At 61.9% G+C, this 15,502-nt stretch carries 18 protein-coding genes and 1 pseudogene; 11 read left to right on the top strand and 8 right to left on the bottom strand.

Annotated features, from left to right (window positions below; translation table 11 throughout):
* Nucleotides 1–101 precede the first annotated feature (101 nt).
* Nucleotides 102–797 (top strand): amidohydrolase family protein, encoded by a 696-nt coding sequence (locus tag X744_RS1000000176000; RefSeq protein WP_031260235.1) that lies wholly within the window; start codon nucleotides 102–104, stop codon nucleotides 795–797.
* Nucleotides 773–2,041: pseudogene (locus X744_RS0136865) on the top strand (adenine deaminase C-terminal domain-containing protein); the annotation flags it as partial. The gene X744_RS1000000176000 and the pseudogene X744_RS0136865, both read left to right, overlap by 25 nt.
* 155 nt (nucleotides 2,042–2,196) lie before the next feature.
* Here X744_RS0136865 and X744_RS156120 read toward each other — a convergent pair.
* Together X744_RS156120 and X744_RS156125 are read right to left on the bottom strand one after the other, a co-directional pair.
* Nucleotides 2,197–3,360 carry an alpha/beta hydrolase gene (locus X744_RS156120; protein ID WP_023759426.1) on the bottom strand — a complete coding sequence of 388 codons (1,164 nt, stop codon included), beginning with the start codon at nucleotides 3,358–3,360 and terminating at the stop codon, nucleotides 2,197–2,199.
* Between the two features lie 143 nt (nucleotides 3,361–3,503).
* Entirely contained in the window at nucleotides 3,504–4,577 is a 1,074-nt protein-coding gene (locus tag X744_RS156125; protein WP_023759425.1) for an alpha/beta hydrolase, read from the bottom strand.
* A 450-nt stretch (nucleotides 4,578–5,027) separates the two neighbouring features.
* On the opposite strand from X744_RS156125, the gene ilvA reads away from it, so the two are divergent.
* Both ilvA and X744_RS156135 read left to right on the top strand, forming a co-directional pair.
* Nucleotides 5,028–6,284: a threonine ammonia-lyase IlvA gene (gene ilvA / locus X744_RS156130; protein ID WP_023759424.1), complete on the top strand. Its 1,257-nt coding sequence runs from the start codon at nucleotides 5,028–5,030 to the stop codon at nucleotides 6,282–6,284.
* Entirely contained in the window at nucleotides 6,281–6,841 is a 561-nt protein-coding gene (locus X744_RS156135; RefSeq protein WP_023759423.1) for a DUF1697 domain-containing protein, read from the top strand. Before ilvA ends, X744_RS156135 begins: the two co-directional genes overlap by 4 nt.
* A gap of 58 nt (nucleotides 6,842–6,899) precedes the next feature.
* On the opposite strand, the gene X744_RS156140 is transcribed toward X744_RS156135, so the two are convergent.
* Nucleotides 6,900–7,193 (bottom strand): DUF2218 domain-containing protein, encoded by a 294-nt coding sequence (locus X744_RS156140; RefSeq protein WP_023759422.1) that lies wholly within the window; start codon nucleotides 7,191–7,193, stop codon nucleotides 6,900–6,902.
* A gap of 131 nt (nucleotides 7,194–7,324) precedes the next feature.
* Nucleotides 7,325–7,765: a lactoylglutathione lyase gene (gene gloA, locus X744_RS156145; RefSeq protein ID WP_023759421.1), complete on the bottom strand. Its 441-nt coding sequence runs from the start codon at nucleotides 7,763–7,765 to the stop codon at nucleotides 7,325–7,327.
* A 241-nt stretch (nucleotides 7,766–8,006) separates the two neighbouring features.
* On the opposite strand from gloA, the gene X744_RS0136860 reads away from it, so the two are divergent.
* Genes X744_RS0136860 through X744_RS156155 form a run of 3 tightly spaced genes read left to right on the top strand, consistent with a single transcriptional unit; the run spans nucleotide 8,007 to nucleotide 9,959 of the window.
* Nucleotides 8,007–8,582 (top strand): cold-shock protein, encoded by a 576-nt coding sequence (locus tag X744_RS0136860; RefSeq protein ID WP_198032227.1) that lies wholly within the window; start codon nucleotides 8,007–8,009, stop codon nucleotides 8,580–8,582.
* A gap of 25 nt (nucleotides 8,583–8,607) precedes the next feature.
* Complete coding sequence (locus tag X744_RS156150; RefSeq protein ID WP_023759420.1) at nucleotides 8,608–9,171, top strand: DUF192 domain-containing protein; 564 nt, start codon at nucleotides 8,608–8,610, stop codon at nucleotides 9,169–9,171.
* A gap of 20 nt (nucleotides 9,172–9,191) precedes the next feature.
* On the top strand, nucleotides 9,192–9,959 hold the full coding sequence (locus tag X744_RS156155) for an alpha/beta hydrolase (protein WP_023759419.1): 768 nt from the start codon (nucleotides 9,192–9,194) through the stop codon (nucleotides 9,957–9,959).
* Between the two features lie 33 nt (nucleotides 9,960–9,992).
* Here X744_RS156155 and X744_RS156160 read toward each other — a convergent pair whose 3' ends face one another.
* Nucleotides 9,993–10,595 (bottom strand): hypothetical protein, encoded by a 603-nt coding sequence (locus tag X744_RS156160; protein WP_023759418.1) that lies wholly within the window; start codon nucleotides 10,593–10,595, stop codon nucleotides 9,993–9,995.
* A gap of 134 nt (nucleotides 10,596–10,729) precedes the next feature.
* Between X744_RS156160 and cysE the strand changes: the two genes are divergently transcribed.
* Nucleotides 10,730–11,578 carry a serine O-acetyltransferase gene (gene cysE / locus X744_RS156165; protein ID WP_023759417.1) on the top strand — a complete coding sequence of 283 codons (849 nt, stop codon included), beginning with the start codon at nucleotides 10,730–10,732 and terminating at the stop codon, nucleotides 11,576–11,578.
* Between the two features lie 150 nt (nucleotides 11,579–11,728).
* A complete protein-coding gene (locus tag X744_RS156170; RefSeq protein ID WP_006200852.1) occupies nucleotides 11,729–11,932 on the top strand; it encodes a DUF3126 family protein in 204 nt (67 codons plus the stop codon).
* A gap of 72 nt (nucleotides 11,933–12,004) precedes the next feature.
* On the opposite strand, the gene X744_RS156175 is transcribed toward X744_RS156170, so the two are convergent.
* Entirely contained in the window at nucleotides 12,005–12,730 is a 726-nt protein-coding gene (locus X744_RS156175; RefSeq protein WP_023759416.1) for a hypothetical protein, read from the bottom strand.
* Between the two features lie 115 nt (nucleotides 12,731–12,845).
* On the opposite strand from X744_RS156175, the gene X744_RS156180 reads away from it, so the two are divergent.
* Nucleotides 12,846–13,187, top strand: a complete 342-nt coding sequence (locus X744_RS156180) for a hypothetical protein (protein ID WP_023759415.1) — start codon at nucleotides 12,846–12,848, stop codon at nucleotides 13,185–13,187.
* A gap of 20 nt (nucleotides 13,188–13,207) precedes the next feature.
* Nucleotides 13,208–13,735 (top strand): gamma carbonic anhydrase family protein, encoded by a 528-nt coding sequence (locus X744_RS156185; RefSeq protein WP_023759414.1) that lies wholly within the window; start codon nucleotides 13,208–13,210, stop codon nucleotides 13,733–13,735.
* A 36-nt stretch (nucleotides 13,736–13,771) separates the two neighbouring features.
* Here X744_RS156185 and X744_RS156190 read toward each other — a convergent pair whose 3' ends face one another.
* Nucleotides 13,772–14,332 carry an ankyrin repeat domain-containing protein gene (locus X744_RS156190; RefSeq protein ID WP_023759413.1) on the bottom strand — a complete coding sequence of 187 codons (561 nt, stop codon included), beginning with the start codon at nucleotides 14,330–14,332 and terminating at the stop codon, nucleotides 13,772–13,774.
* A 321-nt stretch (nucleotides 14,333–14,653) separates the two neighbouring features.
* Nucleotides 14,654–15,262, bottom strand: a complete 609-nt coding sequence (locus X744_RS156195) for a transglutaminase-like cysteine peptidase (RefSeq protein ID WP_023759412.1) — start codon at nucleotides 15,260–15,262, stop codon at nucleotides 14,654–14,656.
* Nucleotides 15,263–15,502: the final 240 nt, after the last annotated feature.

Genomic DNA, 15,502 nt, shown 5'->3' with positions numbered 1-15,502 from the left:
TGGTGAAGACGGCGTAATCCGTTGATCGACAGGAGCAAAGACCGTTCAGCGCTGGCCAAAACCACATCGGCTTGGCACAGTCGGGCAAACAGGAGTCTTTCATGACAAAGAAGCCGTCGGGGCATGCGACGAAACCCAAACCCTGGACCGAGATGGCGACGCATCTGGTCGATGTCGCCATGGGGCGCAAACCCGCCGATCTCGTTATCCGCAACGGCCGCTGGGTGAACGTCCATTCGGGCGAGATCATCGCCGGCACCGACATCGCCATTGCCGGCGGGCGCTTCGCCTTTTGCGGGCCTGATGCAAGCCACGCCATCGGCCAGGGCGTCACCAAGGTGGTCGACGCAGGCGGGCGTTATCTGGTGCCCGGCCTCTGCGACGCGCACATGCATGTCGAGAGTGGCATGGTGACGGTGACCGAGTTCTGCCGGGCTGTCATTCCGCATGGCACCACGTCGATGTTCATCGATCCGCACGAGATCGCCAATGTACTGGGGCTGCCAGGCGTGCGGCTGATGCATGACGAGGCCGTCGCCATGCCGATCAACGTGCATGTGCAGATGCCGTCCTGCGTGCCTTCGGCGCCGGGGCTGGAACATGCGGGCGCCGAACTGACGGTCGCCGATGTGGCGGAAGCGATGACTTGGGAAAACATCATCGGACTGGGAGAGGTGATGAATTTCCCCGGCGTCGCCGCCAATGATCCGGTCATGTCGGGCGAGATCGCCGCGACGGTCAAGGCAGGCAAGACGGTCGGTGGCCACTATNCAACATCATCGGACTTGGCGAGGTGATGAATTTTCCCGGCGTCGCCGCCAATGATCCGGTCATGTCGGGCGAGATCGCCGCGACGGTCAAGGCAGGCAAGACGGTCGGTGGCCACTATGCCTCGCGCGATCTCGGTCTGCCGTTCCATGGCTATGTCGCAGGCGGCCCGGAAGACGACCACGAGGGCACGCGCGCCGAGGATGCCATTGCGCGTGTTCGCCAGGGCATGAAGGCGATGCTGCGGCTGGGTTCGGCCTGGTACGACGTGGCCTCGCAGATCAAGGCGGTGACGGAGAGCGGGATCGACCCGCGCAACTTCATCCTGTGCACCGACGACAGCCATTCCGGCACGCTGGTTCATGAAGGCCACATGGACCGCGTGGTGCGCCACGCCATCCAACAGGGGTTGAAGCCGGTGACGGCGATCCAGATGGCGACGCTCAACACCGCCCGGCATTTCAAACTGGAACGTGAGATCGGCTCGATTGCACCGGGTCGGCTGGCCGATCTGCTGATCGTCTCGGATCTCGCCGCAATGACCATAGACGAGGTCTATTCACGCGGAGTCAGGCTGGCCAAGGGCGGCAAGCTCGAAATCGATATTCCGGCCTATGATTACCCGAAGACGGCGAAGAATACCGTCAAGCTCGGCAAGAAGCTGAAGGGCGGCGACTTCGACATCGTGGCTCCCAAGGGCGCCAACGAGGTGCGGGTGCGCGTCATCGGCGTCATCGAGAACCAGGCGCCGACGCGGGCACTGGAGGCCGATCTGCCGGTCGAGGACGGGCTGGTCGCCATGGATCGCCGCAACGATGTCTGCCAGATCGCGCTTGTCGAGCGCCACAGAGGCACGGGCGGCGTTACCAACGCCTTCGTCTCCGGGTTCGGTTACATGGCCGACTGCGCCATGGCGTCCAGCGTGGCGCATGACGCCCACCACATTATCTGCGTCGGCACCAACAAGCAGGACATGGCGCTGGCCGTGAACCGTCTGGGCGAGGTCGGCGGCGGCGTCGTGCTGTTCTCCAAGGGCAAGGAACTGGCGCTGGTCGAAATGCCGATCGCCGGGCTGATGTCGGACGAGCGGGCGGAAATCGTCGCGGCCAAGGCGGACAAGCTCACCGAGGCGATGCGCAAGATGGGCTGTTCGCTAAACAACGCCTATATGCAGCACTCGCTGCTGGCGCTGGTCGTCATTCCCGAGCTCAGGATTTCCGATGTCGGCCTGATCGATGTGACGACTTTCCAGAAGGTCGACCTGTTCGTCTAGGATTGGTCGATATTCAGGTGATGCCGGCCTGCAAACGCCGGTTTCCTGCGCTTCCGGTGCTCACGTACTTAAGTACGCTCCGCTCCGGTTCTCGGACACCACCATTTTCGGCTCGGCCTGACCTGAATCTCGACCAATCCTGGCTGATGGCTCGCTCACCCGCCGGTGGCTATGGTCAGCACCTTGAACGGCGTGGTGATGACGATCTCGGCGACCGAGCCGACGGCCTTGCCGAGGCCTTGACCGAGATTGTTGAGCTGTGTCGGGCCGGGTTCGTCCGAGGCCAGGCCAGCTGGCGCCCGCAGCCGGTCGCCGAGCAGTTGCACCAGCATCGGGTTGTCGGCGAATTTGGCGTGGTTGAGCCGGTCGCCGCCCTTGGCCTGGGAAAGATCGACCACCGACACGCCATAGCTGGCAAGGTCGGCCGCATTGCCGTAGTCGCCGACACGTGGCTTGTCGCCCGAGATCAGGGAGGAAAGCTTGAGAGCCCGGTCATCCGCGGAGAGCAGAATGGCGAACGGCTTATCGGGTTTGCCGTAGCGGATCATCTGCTTCTTGAACACATCGACATCGATGTCGGGCGAGGCCAGGATGACGTAGCCGAGCTTGCCGCCGAGATCGCGGTCGCCGGTGATGGCGAGCTGGCGCAGCGCCTCCATGGTCACCCAGGTTCCCATCGAATGCGCGATGATGTCGATGCTCTTGACCTTAGTCTTGGCTAGCATCCTGAGCGTCGCCTCGAGGTCGTCGCGCGCCGCGTTGGCGCTTTCCTTGTCGTAGATGTAACCGGTGGTCTTGCCGCTCGACGCCCATGAGAACAGCACCGGCGTACCTGGATATTTCGTGTCGTGGGCGATCTGCGTCAGCCGATAGATGCCGTCATCGAAGCCATTGTTGAAGCCATGCACGAAAACCAGCACACGGTCTCCGCGCATGGCGATGTCTGCGCCGACCGCCTTGGCGAATTGCGGCGCGCCTTCGTAGAAGGTTACGTCCCTGGCGGTGAAGTCCTTGGCCGGAGCGCTATTTGCCGATCCTTTGGCCCGCTCTATGGCGCCGACCTGATGGCTTTTCGGAACGGTGACGTCGACACGGGCAAAGCTGGTGGTCAGCGAGCGATCGCCGTCGTACACCTGTCGCGGATCCTTGATTGCCTTCTGCCGGGTCGTTGCAACGAAGATCTCATGCGTCGCCGCGATGTCGGAAGCGGGCACCGAGACAGCGGTCCTGTTGAGCAGGTCATGCGTGTTCTGGCCGGCGCAGCCGGTCACGGCGAGCGCGATAGCAACGACGAGGCAACTCTTCGAACGCACGGTCACGCGCCAGCTCCCGTAAGGGGGGGACGTCAAACGCGTGACGTCGCTGGCTACTCCGATAGAGCCAGACACCGGCGCGGTCCAGTTCAAAGTGAGTCCATACGTCCGCAATACTGAACAGGCACGGCGAAACCGCGGGACCCCATCTATTGGCCGAGCAGGCCGATGCGGTCGGTCACGTCACGGTCGCTGGCAAAGCCGTCATCCTCGCGCAGGCGCTGGCCGATCATCTTCACCAGCGTTGGATTGTCGGCGAATTTCGTATGGTTGAAGCTGTCGCTTCCCTTGACCGTGGAGAGGTCGACGACGGTCACGCCGTAGGAGGCAAGATCGGCGGCATCCTTGTAGTCGCCGACGCGCGGCCGCGAACCGGCGATCAGGCCTGAGAGCCTCAGGGCCCGATCGTCGTCGGACAATAGCAGGATGAACGGCTTGTCGGGCTTGCCGTAGCGCCGCATCTGGCTCTTGAACACGTCGACGTCGATGTCGGGTGAGGCCAGCACCACGTCGCCGAGCTTGCCACCGAGATCGCGGTCGCCGCTGATGGCCATCTGGCGCAGCGTTTCCATGGTCACCCAGGTTCCCATTGAGTGGGCGACTATGTCGATGCGCCGGGCGCCCGACTGCTGCAGCATCCTGAGCGTCACTTCCAGCTGGTCGCGGGCAGCACTGGCGCTTTCCTTGTCGTAGACATAGTCGGTGGTCCTGGCGCCCGATGCCCAGGAAAACAGCACGGGCGTGCCGGGATAGCCGGAATCGTGGACAATCTGGGTGAGGCGATAGACGGCGGCGTCGAAGCCGGTGTTGTAGCCATGCACGAAGACCATGACGCGGCCGCCGCGCGCCGCGATGTCGGCGTTGAGGGCGCTGGAGAATTTCGGCTGCGTGTCGTAGCCGACGACCTCGGAGGCCATGAAATATTTGGCCGGGTCGTCCGACTTGCCGCGCGAGCGCCGCTCGATCTGGCCGGTCTCGTGGATCCCCGGAACGGTGACGTTGACGCGCGCGTAGTTAAGCGTCGCCGAGCGCTCGCCGTCGAAAACCTTATTGGGATCGTCGGATTTCTTGCGCGTCGTGGCGATAAAGATGCTGTGGTTGCCGGCGATCTCCGTCACCGGGGCGGACACCATGGCGCTACCCAGCAGTTCCTGTGTTTGCGAGCCGGCGCAGCCGGTGACGAACAAGGCAAGGACAACGGTAAAGATCTTCTTCAAAGGCACGCTTGAAATTCCAACTCCGGCCGAAAGGCCTGTCTACCCCCGCGACACCTCCCGGACAGGGAGAGTGCGGCGGAACTAAGTCGTGTCCCATCGAAATGTGATCAGCGCCCGGCTACAGCCGCCGCAGTGTTGCGCGAAAGCCAAAATGACGCGAGGAACGCCTCCCTGGTGCGCACAATGAGCCGCATCTACCGTCGACGCGCCGGTTTTGGCAGGGACAGGATTTCAGGCCGACCGCCACCAATGCATCAAAAAACGCCTTCAAGAGCTTGCAAAGCTTTTGCGAATGCCCGTTGCGAGAAGACATGAATGGCGGGACGATGGCGTCGCAAGGCCGGATATGCAATAGGCGGGTTCGTGCTGCATCGTAGCATAACGCCAACAACTGACGGTGCGCAGCCCAATCGGTGACGAGGTCTGCCGACGACATGCGCCGCGAAGAGGTTTCCAATGAACAGTTTCTCTTCCCGCGTTGCTGGCGCTGCTGCCGCGATCCGTCAGATCTTCCCGGAAACGCCGCTGCAGGAAAACGACTATTTGTCGAAAAAGACCGGCGCGCGGGTGCTGTTGAAGCGCGAGGATCTGTCGCCCGTGCGTTCCTACAAGATCCGCGGCGCCTTTAATTTCTTCCGCAAAACGCTGGCGGCGGGCAACGAGGCCGAACTGTTCGTGTGCGCGTCCGCCGGCAACCATGCGCAGGGCTTTGCTTTCGTCTGTCGCCATTTCGGCAAGAAGGGCGTGGTGTTCATGCCCGTGACGACACCGCAGCAGAAGATCGACAAGACCAGGCTGTTCGGCGGCGATTTCGTCGAGATCAGGCTGGTTGGCGACTTTTTCGACGATTGCTATCGCGCCGCCTTCGAATTCACCGAAAGTTCCGGCGCCCATATGGTGCCGCCCTTCGACCACAAGGACATCATCGAGGGCCAGGCGACCGTCGCCTATGAGATCGCGGACCAGATGCCCGGCGCCCGCATGCCCGACATCGTCATGCTGCCGGTCGGCGGTGGCGGGCTCGCCGCCGGCGTCACTCACTTTTTCGCCGATCAGGGCCGGGAAGCGCGCTTCGTCTTCTGTGAACCAGCCGGCGCACCGAGCCTGCGAGAGAGCCTCGCTGCGGGAAAACGGCTCAAGCTCGCCAAGGTCGACAATTTCGTCGATGGCGCGGCAGTGGCCGAGATCGGCCGCGAGCCGTTACGGCATCTCAAGGATTTTCCTGCCGACACCGTGCGGCTGATCCCGGAAAACCGGCTCTGCGCCACCATGATCGAGATGCTCAACGTCGAGGGCGTCGTGCTGGAGCCGGCCGGTGCCCTGGCGATCGATGCGCTGAAGGATTTCTCCAGAAAGGAAATCAGGGGCAAGACCATTGTCGCCGTGGTCTCGGGCGGCAATTTCGATTTCGAGCGGCTGCCCGACGTCAAGGAGCGGGCACTGCGCTTCGAGGGCCTGAAGAAATACTTCATCATCCGCTTCCCCCAGCGGCCAGGCGCGCTGCGCGACTTCCTCGAACTGCTCGGTCCGGACGACGACATCGCCCGTTTCGAATATCTGAAGAAATCGGCGCGCAATTTCGGTTCGGTGCTGATCGGCATCGAAACCAAGGACCGCCGCAATTTCGACCTGCTCAAGGCGAATTTCGAGGCAGAAGGCGTCCAGTACCAGGACATCACCGACAACGAGACCTTGGCCGGGTTCATCATATGAGCGGTGTCGGAAAAACCTTCGTCGCGCTGTTTTCCGGCATCAATGTCGGCGGCAACCGCATCGTCAACATGGCGGAGTTGCGATCATTCTTCGAGGATCTCGGCTTTTCCGATGTCGCCACCTATGTGCAGAGCGGCAATGCCGTGTTCAAGGCGAAGAAGGGCAACGCGGTCACGCTGGCAAAACAGCTCGAAGCAGCCTTCGAGAAGAAATGGGGTTTCCATTCCCGCATCATGGTGCGCGATCTCTCATGGTTCGAGCGGCTGGTGAACGAAAATCCCTATCCGGACGTGGCTGCGGACCACACGAGGCTCCATGCCTATGTGCTGGAACGCGAGCCGACCGCTGATGAGGTGGCGCGGCTGGCCGAAAAGTGCACAGGGCCCGAACGCTTCGAGGTCAAGGGCGATGTGCTCTACCTGCATGCGCCGGATGGACTGGGCAAATCGGTGTTTGCCGGGCTGATCCCGCGCACCCTGAAAGTGCCAGGCACGGCGCGCAATTGGCGCTCGGTGCAGGCGCTGCTGGCGATGGCCGCTCAGGCCGATGGGAAGTGAAGCATGATCCCGAAAAGTGGGTACCGGTTTTCGCCAGAAGTCGTGCTCGAATAAGCGCTTATGCCGCCGGCGCGGGTTTCCAGTCGAAGGTCAACTCTTCGCGGAAAGCAAAGCGCTTGATGTGATCGGCGACGACGCTTTCCAGCCCTTCGATCGATCCGGCTTCGTCAGTTGAAACCGTGATATGCAGCGCGGTCGCGTCTGCGTCCAGAACCGTGCGGCCCATTGAGAGATCGATGGTGCCATGGGCGGGATCGAACTCGACCGGGAATTTGTGCGCCCAGTGCTTGCACAATTGCTGCAGGTAGCGGCTGGCATGCTCGGTGGCAATATCGGCACGGCTGGTCGGCATGAATGAATTCTCCTGGTAAGCGCCGGCCTCGGCGGGCAGGCGCGATAAGCAGGTAGATAGGTGCCTTCGATCAGAACGGCAAAGGCGGCCGGCTTGTCCGCATGGCCGCCCCACTCAAGATGGCGTGATCGCTACCAGGTGCCGGTGTTCGGCATCGAGGCCCAAGGCTCGGCTTTGGGCTTCGCCGGTCCCTTTTGCAGCAGTTCGATCGAAATGCCGTCCGGCGACTTGACGAAGGCCATATTGCCGTCGCGCGGCGGCCGATTGATGATGACGCCGTTGTCCATCAAATGCTGGCAGGTGGCGTAGATGTCGTCGACCTCATAGGCGAGGTGGCCGAAATTTCGCCCGCCCTTGTAGTCTTCCGGATCCCAATTGTAGGTCAGTTCGATTAGCGGCGCCTTGTCGGCGATGCCGCTTTGCTCGTCTTCCGACGCGGCGAGGAAGATCAGCGTGAAGCGGCCTTGCTCGTTTTCGTAGCGGCGCACCTCCTTGAGGCCGAGCTTGTTGCAGTAGAAGTCAAGCGAGGCATCGACGTCGGCGACGCGGACCATGGTGTGCAGATAGCGCATGAGGATTCCTCGTGGGAATTGCATTGCGGTGCAACATAGGGTCGACCCCGTCAAAGGGCAATCATGCGGCATCGCGCAATGCCGGCAAAGAACAAATCCGGTATTCACCCCATTGAACCGTGAAAAAAGGCACGGCAGGTCTTGCACACACCGGAAGCGGCAGTGTTAATCTGGTCCCCAAGAATCAGTTGCGGTGTTCTTTAAAAGAGGGGGCATTCTTATGGGGGAAAAGGCCTCTTTCATGGGGCGGGACGAACCTCTAGGCGATGCCTTGCAGCGTGACGAAGGCGGTGACGCCGCCGACCTGCTCGAAATTGCCGGCGTGATCAAGTGGTTCGATGTGGCCAAGGGTTATGGTTTCATCCTCCCGGATGACGGCATTTCGGGCGACATCCTCCTCCATGTGACGTGTCTTCGAAAGGACGGCTTTCAGACGGCCCTGGAGGGCGCGCGCGTGGTCTGCCTCGTCAAGCATGGCGACCGCGGATTGCAGGCCTTCCGGGTTCTCTCCATGGATCTCACCACAGCGGTTCACCCGGCCGAGATGCAGGAGCAGCGCACCCATGTCGCGGTGACGCCGGAAAGCGGTCTCGAACGCGCTTTGGTGAAGTGGTTCAACCGCACCAAGGGTTTTGGTTTTCTGACCCGCGGCGAGGGCACCGAGGACATCTTCGTCCACATGGAGACCTTGCGCCGCTACGGCATCACCGAGCTTCGGCCAGGCCAAGTCGTTCTGGTTCGTTTCGGACGCGGCGACAAAGGCCTTATGGCCGCCGAAATTCACCCCGATATGGGGACCTTGCCGGTCTCGCACTAGGACGATTTCCGGCTGAGGATTTCGAATGGCTCACAGGAACTGGCTGGCGGCGGGCGTGGTGTGCGCCGTGATTGCCGTCATCGTCGCCGCAGGCGCCTTCTTCTATTCCGAACGGCCGACCGCGGCGGACAGTCGGGCGATGATCCTTGCGGTCGACCCGACGCCACTGGTCGTGGTGACGAAAGGCGGCGATCGCTCCTTTTCCATCGAAATCGCCGACACCGATCCAGAGCGCGAAGCCGGTTTGATGTATCGCCAGGACATGCCCGACGATCACGGCATGCTGTTCGTCTTCGAGATGCCACAGCAGGTCAATTTCTGGATGCGGAACACGCCGATGCCGCTCGATCTGATCTTTGTCGGCCAGGACGGCAAGATCCGGGCGATCAAGCGCGGTGAGCCGCAATCCGACGCCGTTATTTCGCCAGGTGTCCCGGTACGTTTCGTGCTCGAACTCAAGGCCGGCACGGCCGCCAGCAACGGCATCGAATATGGCGACCTGGTGCGCCATCCGGCCGTGGGCACAGCGTCCGGCCCCGGCATGCCGCCCGCCGACAATGGCGATGCGCCCAATGGCGGCGGCGGTTGAGTGGACAGGCGGGATCGCCGATGCAGCTTTTCACCCATGACGGCTTCGACATTGCCTTCCTCGACCGCCAGCCGGCGTCGGGCGAGGGCGATCCGGTCCTCATGATCCACGGCTTCGCTTCGAGCCACTATGTCAATTGGGTGTCGCCCGGCTGGTTCAAGACGCTGAACGATGCCGGTTACCGCGCCATCGCCTTCGACAACCGCGGCCATGGTTCGTCTTCGAAGAGCTATGAGGAGGCCGACTATACGCCGGCGAAGATGGCTTCGGATGCCGCCGCCTTGCTCGACCACCTCGGCATCGAGCGCGCCCATATCATGGGCTATTCGATGGGCGCGCGCATCGCGGCGTTCCTGGCGCTGTCGGATCCGGACAAGGTGGCGACGCTGGTTTTCGGAGGTCTTGGCATCGGCATGATCGATGGCGTCGGCGATTGGGATCCGATCGCCGCGGCCCTGCTTGCCGATGATCCGGCCGCGACAAGCCATCCGCGCGGCCGTTCGTTTCGCGCCTTCGCCGACCAGACCCGCAGCGATCGCCGTGCGTTGGCCGCCTGCATTGCCAAATCGCGCGAACTGCTGAGCGAGCAGGATATTGCCCGCATCGCCCAGCCGACGCTGGTCGCTGTCGGCACGACCGACGACATTGGCGGCTCGCCCGATGAACTCGCGGCGTTGATGCCGAACGCCGGGGCCTTTCACATTGTGGGCCGTGACCACATGCTGGCAGTCGGGGACAAGACCTTCAAGCAGCGTGTGGTGGAGTTCTATGCCGAAAATCCGCTCTGAGCGGACGGCGAGGGGAGCGGGACGTGACTGCCCTCAGCCTGTGGTGAGAGCCGCCAGCGACCGCGCCATGTTTTCGCGGGCCTGCCGTTCAAAGCGTTGCCGGAATTCCTCCGTGTGGAAAATGTGTGGGCGGGCGAAGAAATTCTTCAGCACGGCACTGCGCCCGGCCCGCCACATCGGCCCCTCCACCCAGGCGTACTCGCGTCGTACGGCGCGCTCATAGGCGTCGAAGGCGTCCGGCGCGGCACCCAGGATCGACAGATCCATATCGAGGAAAAGACTTGCGTCGCGTGTGCTCGTCGCGTCGTCAAACGGCGGCACCTGGTGTGTGGCGGTGGCGACGATCATCGCCGAGATGCGGTTGAGGCGGGAAGGGTCCGCGCGGCCCGCCAGCTTCTTCTCGGCTAGGGCAGCACTTTGCGCCTCGTTGTCCTTGGCCTTGCTGTCATAGATGGCATCGTGGAACCAGATCGCCGCTTCGACGGCTCCGGGGTCGCCGAGCGCCGCCCGATAGTCACCTGCAAGCGCCAACATCGCTTCGATATGGGCAAGGTTGTGGTAATGGCGGCCTGGTCCCCGGTAGAGCGCTGAAAGCTCGCTCTTCAGAGCGTCATCGATCAAGGGTTCGTTTTCCATGGCTGCTTGAATTCCCGCGAACCAAATCCATTTGACAATGCACTGAGGAAAATTGAGTTCAATCGTGCTATGATCTGGCTTATATGTGCGGCCGGACAACAGGCAAGCCCGGCAGGGCGCAGGACGAGACGGCGATGAACAGCATCAGCATTTCCCGACACAGCGGATTGAAGCCGGTCGATCCGATCTGGCGCTCGATCCGCGACGAAGCGATGGAGGCTGTCAACCGCGACCCGCTGCTCGCCGCGTTCCTCTATTCGACCATCCTCAACCAGGACAGCCTGGAGGAAGCGGTCATCCATCGCCTGGCCGAACGGCTGGCGCACCAGGACATCGGCTCCGATCTCATCCGCCAGACCTTCAAATCCATGCTGGCCGACGACAAGGACTGGCCGACGACCGTGCGCGTCGACATCCAGGCCTATTACGACCGCGATCCGGCCTGCGACCGCTTCATCATGCCGGTGCTCTATTTCAAGGGTTTTCACGCCATCCAGACACACCGCCTGGCGCATTGGCTGTGGAGCCAGGGCCGCAAGGATTTCGCCCTCTATCTGCAGAGCCGCTCGTCCTCGGTCTTCCAGACCGACATCAACCCGGCCGCGCGCATCGGCAAGGGCATCTTCATCGACCACGCCACCGGCCTTGTGGTCGGCGAGACCGCGGTCATCGAGGACGATGTGTCGATCTTGCATGGCGTAACACTGGGCGGTACCGGCAAGGCCGGCGGCGACCGTCATCCCAAGATCCGCTACGGCGTGCTGATCGGCGCCGGTGCCAAGATCCTCGGCAACATCGAAATCGGCCATTGCTCGAAGATTGCGGCAGGCTCGGTGGTGCTGTCGCCAGTGCCGCACAACAAGACGGTTGCCGGCGTACCGGCTCGCGTCGTTGGCGAGACCGGCTGCGATCAGCCGTCGCGCCAGATGGACCAGCTTCTGCCGTCGCAGACGATGGATCAGGTCGTCAGCTTCGACATCTGATTTTCACAAGGCCGCCGCCCGCTGCCGGATTCCGGCCGTGGGCATGAGTGGCGGTTGTCTCGCCTTATCGGGCCGCTTGCCTTTACATCGCCATTGTCGACGTGTCAGAAGCGCGCTCGAACGAGCAAGCCCGATGATCGGAGAAGACTGTTGAAGCCGGACGAAATCAGAAAGCTGGACGCCTATTTCAAGCGCGTCTTCCAGAACCCCAAGCTCGAGGTCAAGGCACGGCCGCGCAAGGAAGATTCAGCCGAGGTCTATGTCGGTGACGAATTCCTCGGCATCGTCTTCAAGGATGAAGACGACGGCGACTACAATTTTTCGATGGCAATCCTCGACATCGATCTGGCCTGAGCCAGCACCTTGCGCTTGGCCGGCTGCGCCTCGAATGCGGCCGGCCAGCCGGATCTCCCGACGCTTTCTATTCTAATGTCCTGTTTTCAGGACACGCCCGGCTTCTGTGGCGATTGCCGCGTCAAGCGTCTGCCAATCACCCAGAAACTCCCTTGGGAAGCGATAGGTGAGGCTGAGTTCGTCGCCGACCTGGATGTCGCGCTCGCACGGCGCCAGCGATTCGTCGGCACTCGGCCCGCTCAGGCAACGTGCCACGAACGGGTCCTTGCCGGGGCGCTCGGCGACAACCAGCACCTCGTTCAAATAGCCTGATTTCTCGTTGAAACCGTACACCGTCGTGCCGCCAGGCCCCGCAATGCCGGGTTTGGTGATCAACGCGCTGTAGATCGGCGCGAAGCGGCCACTCATGTCACGCGACATCATCCGCTGTTCGAAAGACAGGAAGACGATGTTCTTGGCTGCCCCGGTGTGGTTGAAATCGTCGCGCGCGGCCTCGCTGTAGCCGTCCATCTGGGGGTAGCGCAGATAGAGATCGAGCCGCGAGGCGATACCGTCGCGCCTGGCCTGGGCGAAACGGATGGCGTTGGCCGGCACGGCGATGACATTGTTGCCGATCACCACCTGGTGGATTGTTGCGTCGTCGGTGTATCCGGCCATGGCGATCGAATGGCCGAACCATTTGCCGCCGAGGCTGATCGCTGCCGACAGCAGGGCCAGCGCCGCGAACGCGTAGAGCACCCGCTTCATCAGCCTGGAATCGACCACGGTGAGTTCGTTGGCGAGCGCTGCCTGTTTCATCTCGGTTCTCGGATCCCAGCCGCCTCTGTGTCCCTGGGCGGTACACGTCGCACGGCATGGCTTTTGCAGCCTTCATGGAACGACTGTGCAATTTCATGGTAAATGGGAAGTTAAGATGGGACCGCTGGAACTCACGCTCTTCGCTTTTGTCGTCGGGTTGACCGCCTGCGGGATGGCCGGATCGGCCATGGAACTGGTTTCGGGCCGCAAGGTCGCCTTCACCGAACCCTATGTGTCGCCGTCCCATATCTTGCGCTCGCTGCTCGCCACCGCGTGTGCCGGCCCTTTCATGCTCGTCAACGATGCCATCGATGCCCGGCGCGAGCGCCGCATTTCGATGATGGCGCTGATGTCCTGCGGCTGCACGGCAATAGCCTGGTCCTTGGCGCTGGGCGTGGTCGTGCTTGCCATTGCCTCTTGGACGATCCGTCTCCTAGGGTCCGACTTGCCAGGCTGAGACGATTCGGAGACCAAGACATGCCGCTCTACGCGATCGATGGAACGGGGCCCAGTTTCGCGGATGTGCAGACCAACTGGATCGCGCCCGATGCGACGCTGATCGGCGACGTTCGGGTCGGCCGCAATGCCGGCTTCTGGTTCGGCGCCGTCATTCGCGGCGACAATGAGCGCATCGTCATCGGCGCCGACACCAATGTGCAGGAACATACGGTCATGCACACCGATCCCGGCTTTCCGCTGACGATCGGGGAGGGCTGCACGATCGGCCATCGCGCCTTGCTGCATGGCTGCACGATCGGCGACAACAGTCTGATCGGTATGGGCGCCATCGTGCTGAACGGCGCGAAAATCGGCAGGAATTCGTTGGTCGGTGCGGGTGCGCTGGTCACCGAAGGCAAGGAATTCCCGGACAATTCGCTGATCGTCGGCTCGCCTGCCAAGGCAATCAGGGTGCTGGACGACGCGGCCGTGGCGAAGTTGCGCGGCTCGGCGGCGCACTACGTTGCCAATGGCAAGCGCTTCAAGGCGGGCTTGAAGAATGCCTGAGGCCAGTTTGGCCTATATCTTTCATCGCGGCCTAACTCACCGGCGGTTGGAGCCAGGCCCGGCTATCGCATCGCGCAGCAAGGACGCACCGGCGTCAAAGCAGGCAATGTCGGCCTCCTCGATGGCTGTCCTGTAGTGATCGATGCGGGTCTCGAGCGTCGGGTCGGCGCCCGCCGCCAAAAGCAGGCGGATCGCATCGACGCTGCGGATGGCCACCGAATAGTGAAGCGGCGTCCAGTCGTTCACACCCCGCATGTTGGGGTCGGCACCGGCCTCGATCAATACCCGCACGATGTCCAGCCTGTCGGCCCGGTCGGTGGACAGCGCCGCGATGAGGGACGGAAACCCGCCGTGATCCTGATAATTTGGATCCGAGCCAGCATCCAGCAAGGTCGAGATGAAACCGACGGGGCTCCAATAGATTGCAAATTCCAGCGGATGCCCGAGCCCGAGCTCAAACGGCATGCGCTCGTCGAACCAGCGGGGCGAGCCACCCATAGCCATGCCGAGACCATCGAAATCGCCCGCCTTGAAGGCATCGTCGATGGCCTTGTACAGGCGATGGCGCTCGCAGCGATCTTCCGGGATTTCCAACATCGCGGTGATCCAGAGGTGGCAATTTGATCGCCCATACTGCAGCGATCAAAAGCCATTTGAAAGCTGGATCGCAGGGGCAAGGGGCTGGCTTTGTCCGATGTCCGTAGCAGCCGCGACCTTCCGATGGGTGGTCTGACATAATATCATTTTGACAAGTGACGACACTCAAGCGGATGCCATTTCATCGCCAGAAATGGCGGAGCCGGCCCGGGGACGGGGCCGGCTCCTTTCACCCGGTCGTTGGGGACGGGGAGGGTGGGGACTCGACCGGGTTTCTCCTTAAGCGCTTCGCACTCATGCGGAGCGCCTGATCTGTGATATCTAGCGGACGCTCGCGACCGCGTCGGAGCGGCCGTCGTTGATCGTCACCCAAACGCCCGAATTCTGGTCGGACTGGCGCTTGAGATAGGTGTAGTCGGTGTCCGTCCAGGACAGGACCTTGGTCTCCAGATTGTCGAGGATGAATTCCCCCAGGCTGGTGCGCACGGTCAGTACCGCGTGACCGTCGCCATTCGGCTGGCGCGCGACGGTCATCAGCAGATTGCCGGCGGGCACGCCCGCATCCATCAATTCACGACGCTTTTCGAGCGCGTAATCCTCGCAATCGCCATAGCCATTATCCGGATAGGCCCAGTATTCCTCGACACCGTAGTTCTCCATATCGGTGCGCGGCTTGATGCGGGTGTTGACGGAATTGTTGATGTTGACGATCGTCGCCCACAGTTTGCGGGTCAGCTCGACCGGCGCGCCCTTGGGGGTCCTTTCGCTGCATTCGCCAGCTATGCGCTGGCAGAACTCATAATGGCCGACAGGCTGCGTGGTACGTCCGCCGGTGTGCATATAGGCCGGTCCCGCGGCATATGCTGATCCCCAGGCGGAAAGCTGCATCGCTATTGCCACCAGCAACAGCTTGCGCCTCGTTTTCTTCATTGTTGTAGTCTCCCCGTTCGAAGGAGACATTGCCACATGTGGATTTATTTGAGGCAAAAGCACGAAGTAGATATTGAGTAAAACGCCAGTAGAATAAACATAAAATTTGAATCATTTGAGTATTAAATCATTTGGGCTTTCTAAGCTGATCCTCGGGCTCGATGTCACGCGGGCCTTGCAGGGCAACGGCCTCGAGCTTGTCTGAAGCATCTCAATCGGCGATGTCGCGAACGCAAAAAC

Origin of the sequence: Mesorhizobium sp. LNHC252B00 (assembly GCF_000502955.1) — a bacterium.
Classification (GTDB): Bacteria; Pseudomonadota; Alphaproteobacteria; order Rhizobiales; family Rhizobiaceae; genus Mesorhizobium.
Note: the sequence above shows the minus strand (reverse complement) of the source record. Positions and strands in the feature narration are given on the sequence as shown.

Excerpts from the sequence above, each read along its gene's own strand:
- ilvA (WP_023759424.1), top strand. The coding sequence starts at position 5,028 with ATGAACAGTTTCTCTTCCCGCGTTGCTGGCGCTGCTGCCGCGATCCGT.
- X744_RS156135 (WP_023759423.1), top strand. The coding sequence starts at position 6,281 with ATGAGCGGTGTCGGAAAAACCTTCGTCGCGCTGTTTTCCGGCATCAAT.
- X744_RS156140 (WP_023759422.1), bottom strand. The coding sequence starts at position 7,193 with ATGCCGACCAGCCGTGCCGATATTGCCACCGAGCATGCCAGCCGCTAC.
- gloA (WP_023759421.1), bottom strand. The coding sequence starts at position 7,765 with ATGCGCTATCTGCACACCATGGTCCGCGTCGCCGACGTCGATGCCTCG.
- X744_RS0136860 (WP_198032227.1), top strand. The coding sequence starts at position 8,007 with ATGGGGCGGGACGAACCTCTAGGCGATGCCTTGCAGCGTGACGAAGGC.
- X744_RS156150 (WP_023759420.1), top strand. The coding sequence starts at position 8,608 with ATGGCTCACAGGAACTGGCTGGCGGCGGGCGTGGTGTGCGCCGTGATT.
- X744_RS156155 (WP_023759419.1), top strand. The coding sequence starts at position 9,192 with ATGCAGCTTTTCACCCATGACGGCTTCGACATTGCCTTCCTCGACCGC.
- X744_RS156160 (WP_023759418.1), bottom strand. The coding sequence starts at position 10,595 with ATGGAAAACGAACCCTTGATCGATGACGCTCTGAAGAGCGAGCTTTCA.
- cysE (WP_023759417.1), top strand. The coding sequence starts at position 10,730 with ATGAACAGCATCAGCATTTCCCGACACAGCGGATTGAAGCCGGTCGAT.
- X744_RS156175 (WP_023759416.1), bottom strand. The coding sequence starts at position 12,730 with ATGAAACAGGCAGCGCTCGCCAACGAACTCACCGTGGTCGATTCCAGG.
- X744_RS156180 (WP_023759415.1), top strand. The coding sequence starts at position 12,846 with ATGGGACCGCTGGAACTCACGCTCTTCGCTTTTGTCGTCGGGTTGACC.
- X744_RS156185 (WP_023759414.1), top strand. The coding sequence starts at position 13,208 with ATGCCGCTCTACGCGATCGATGGAACGGGGCCCAGTTTCGCGGATGTG.
- X744_RS156190 (WP_023759413.1), bottom strand. The coding sequence starts at position 14,332 with ATGTTGGAAATCCCGGAAGATCGCTGCGAGCGCCATCGCCTGTACAAG.
- X744_RS156195 (WP_023759412.1), bottom strand. The coding sequence starts at position 15,262 with ATGAAGAAAACGAGGCGCAAGCTGTTGCTGGTGGCAATAGCGATGCAG.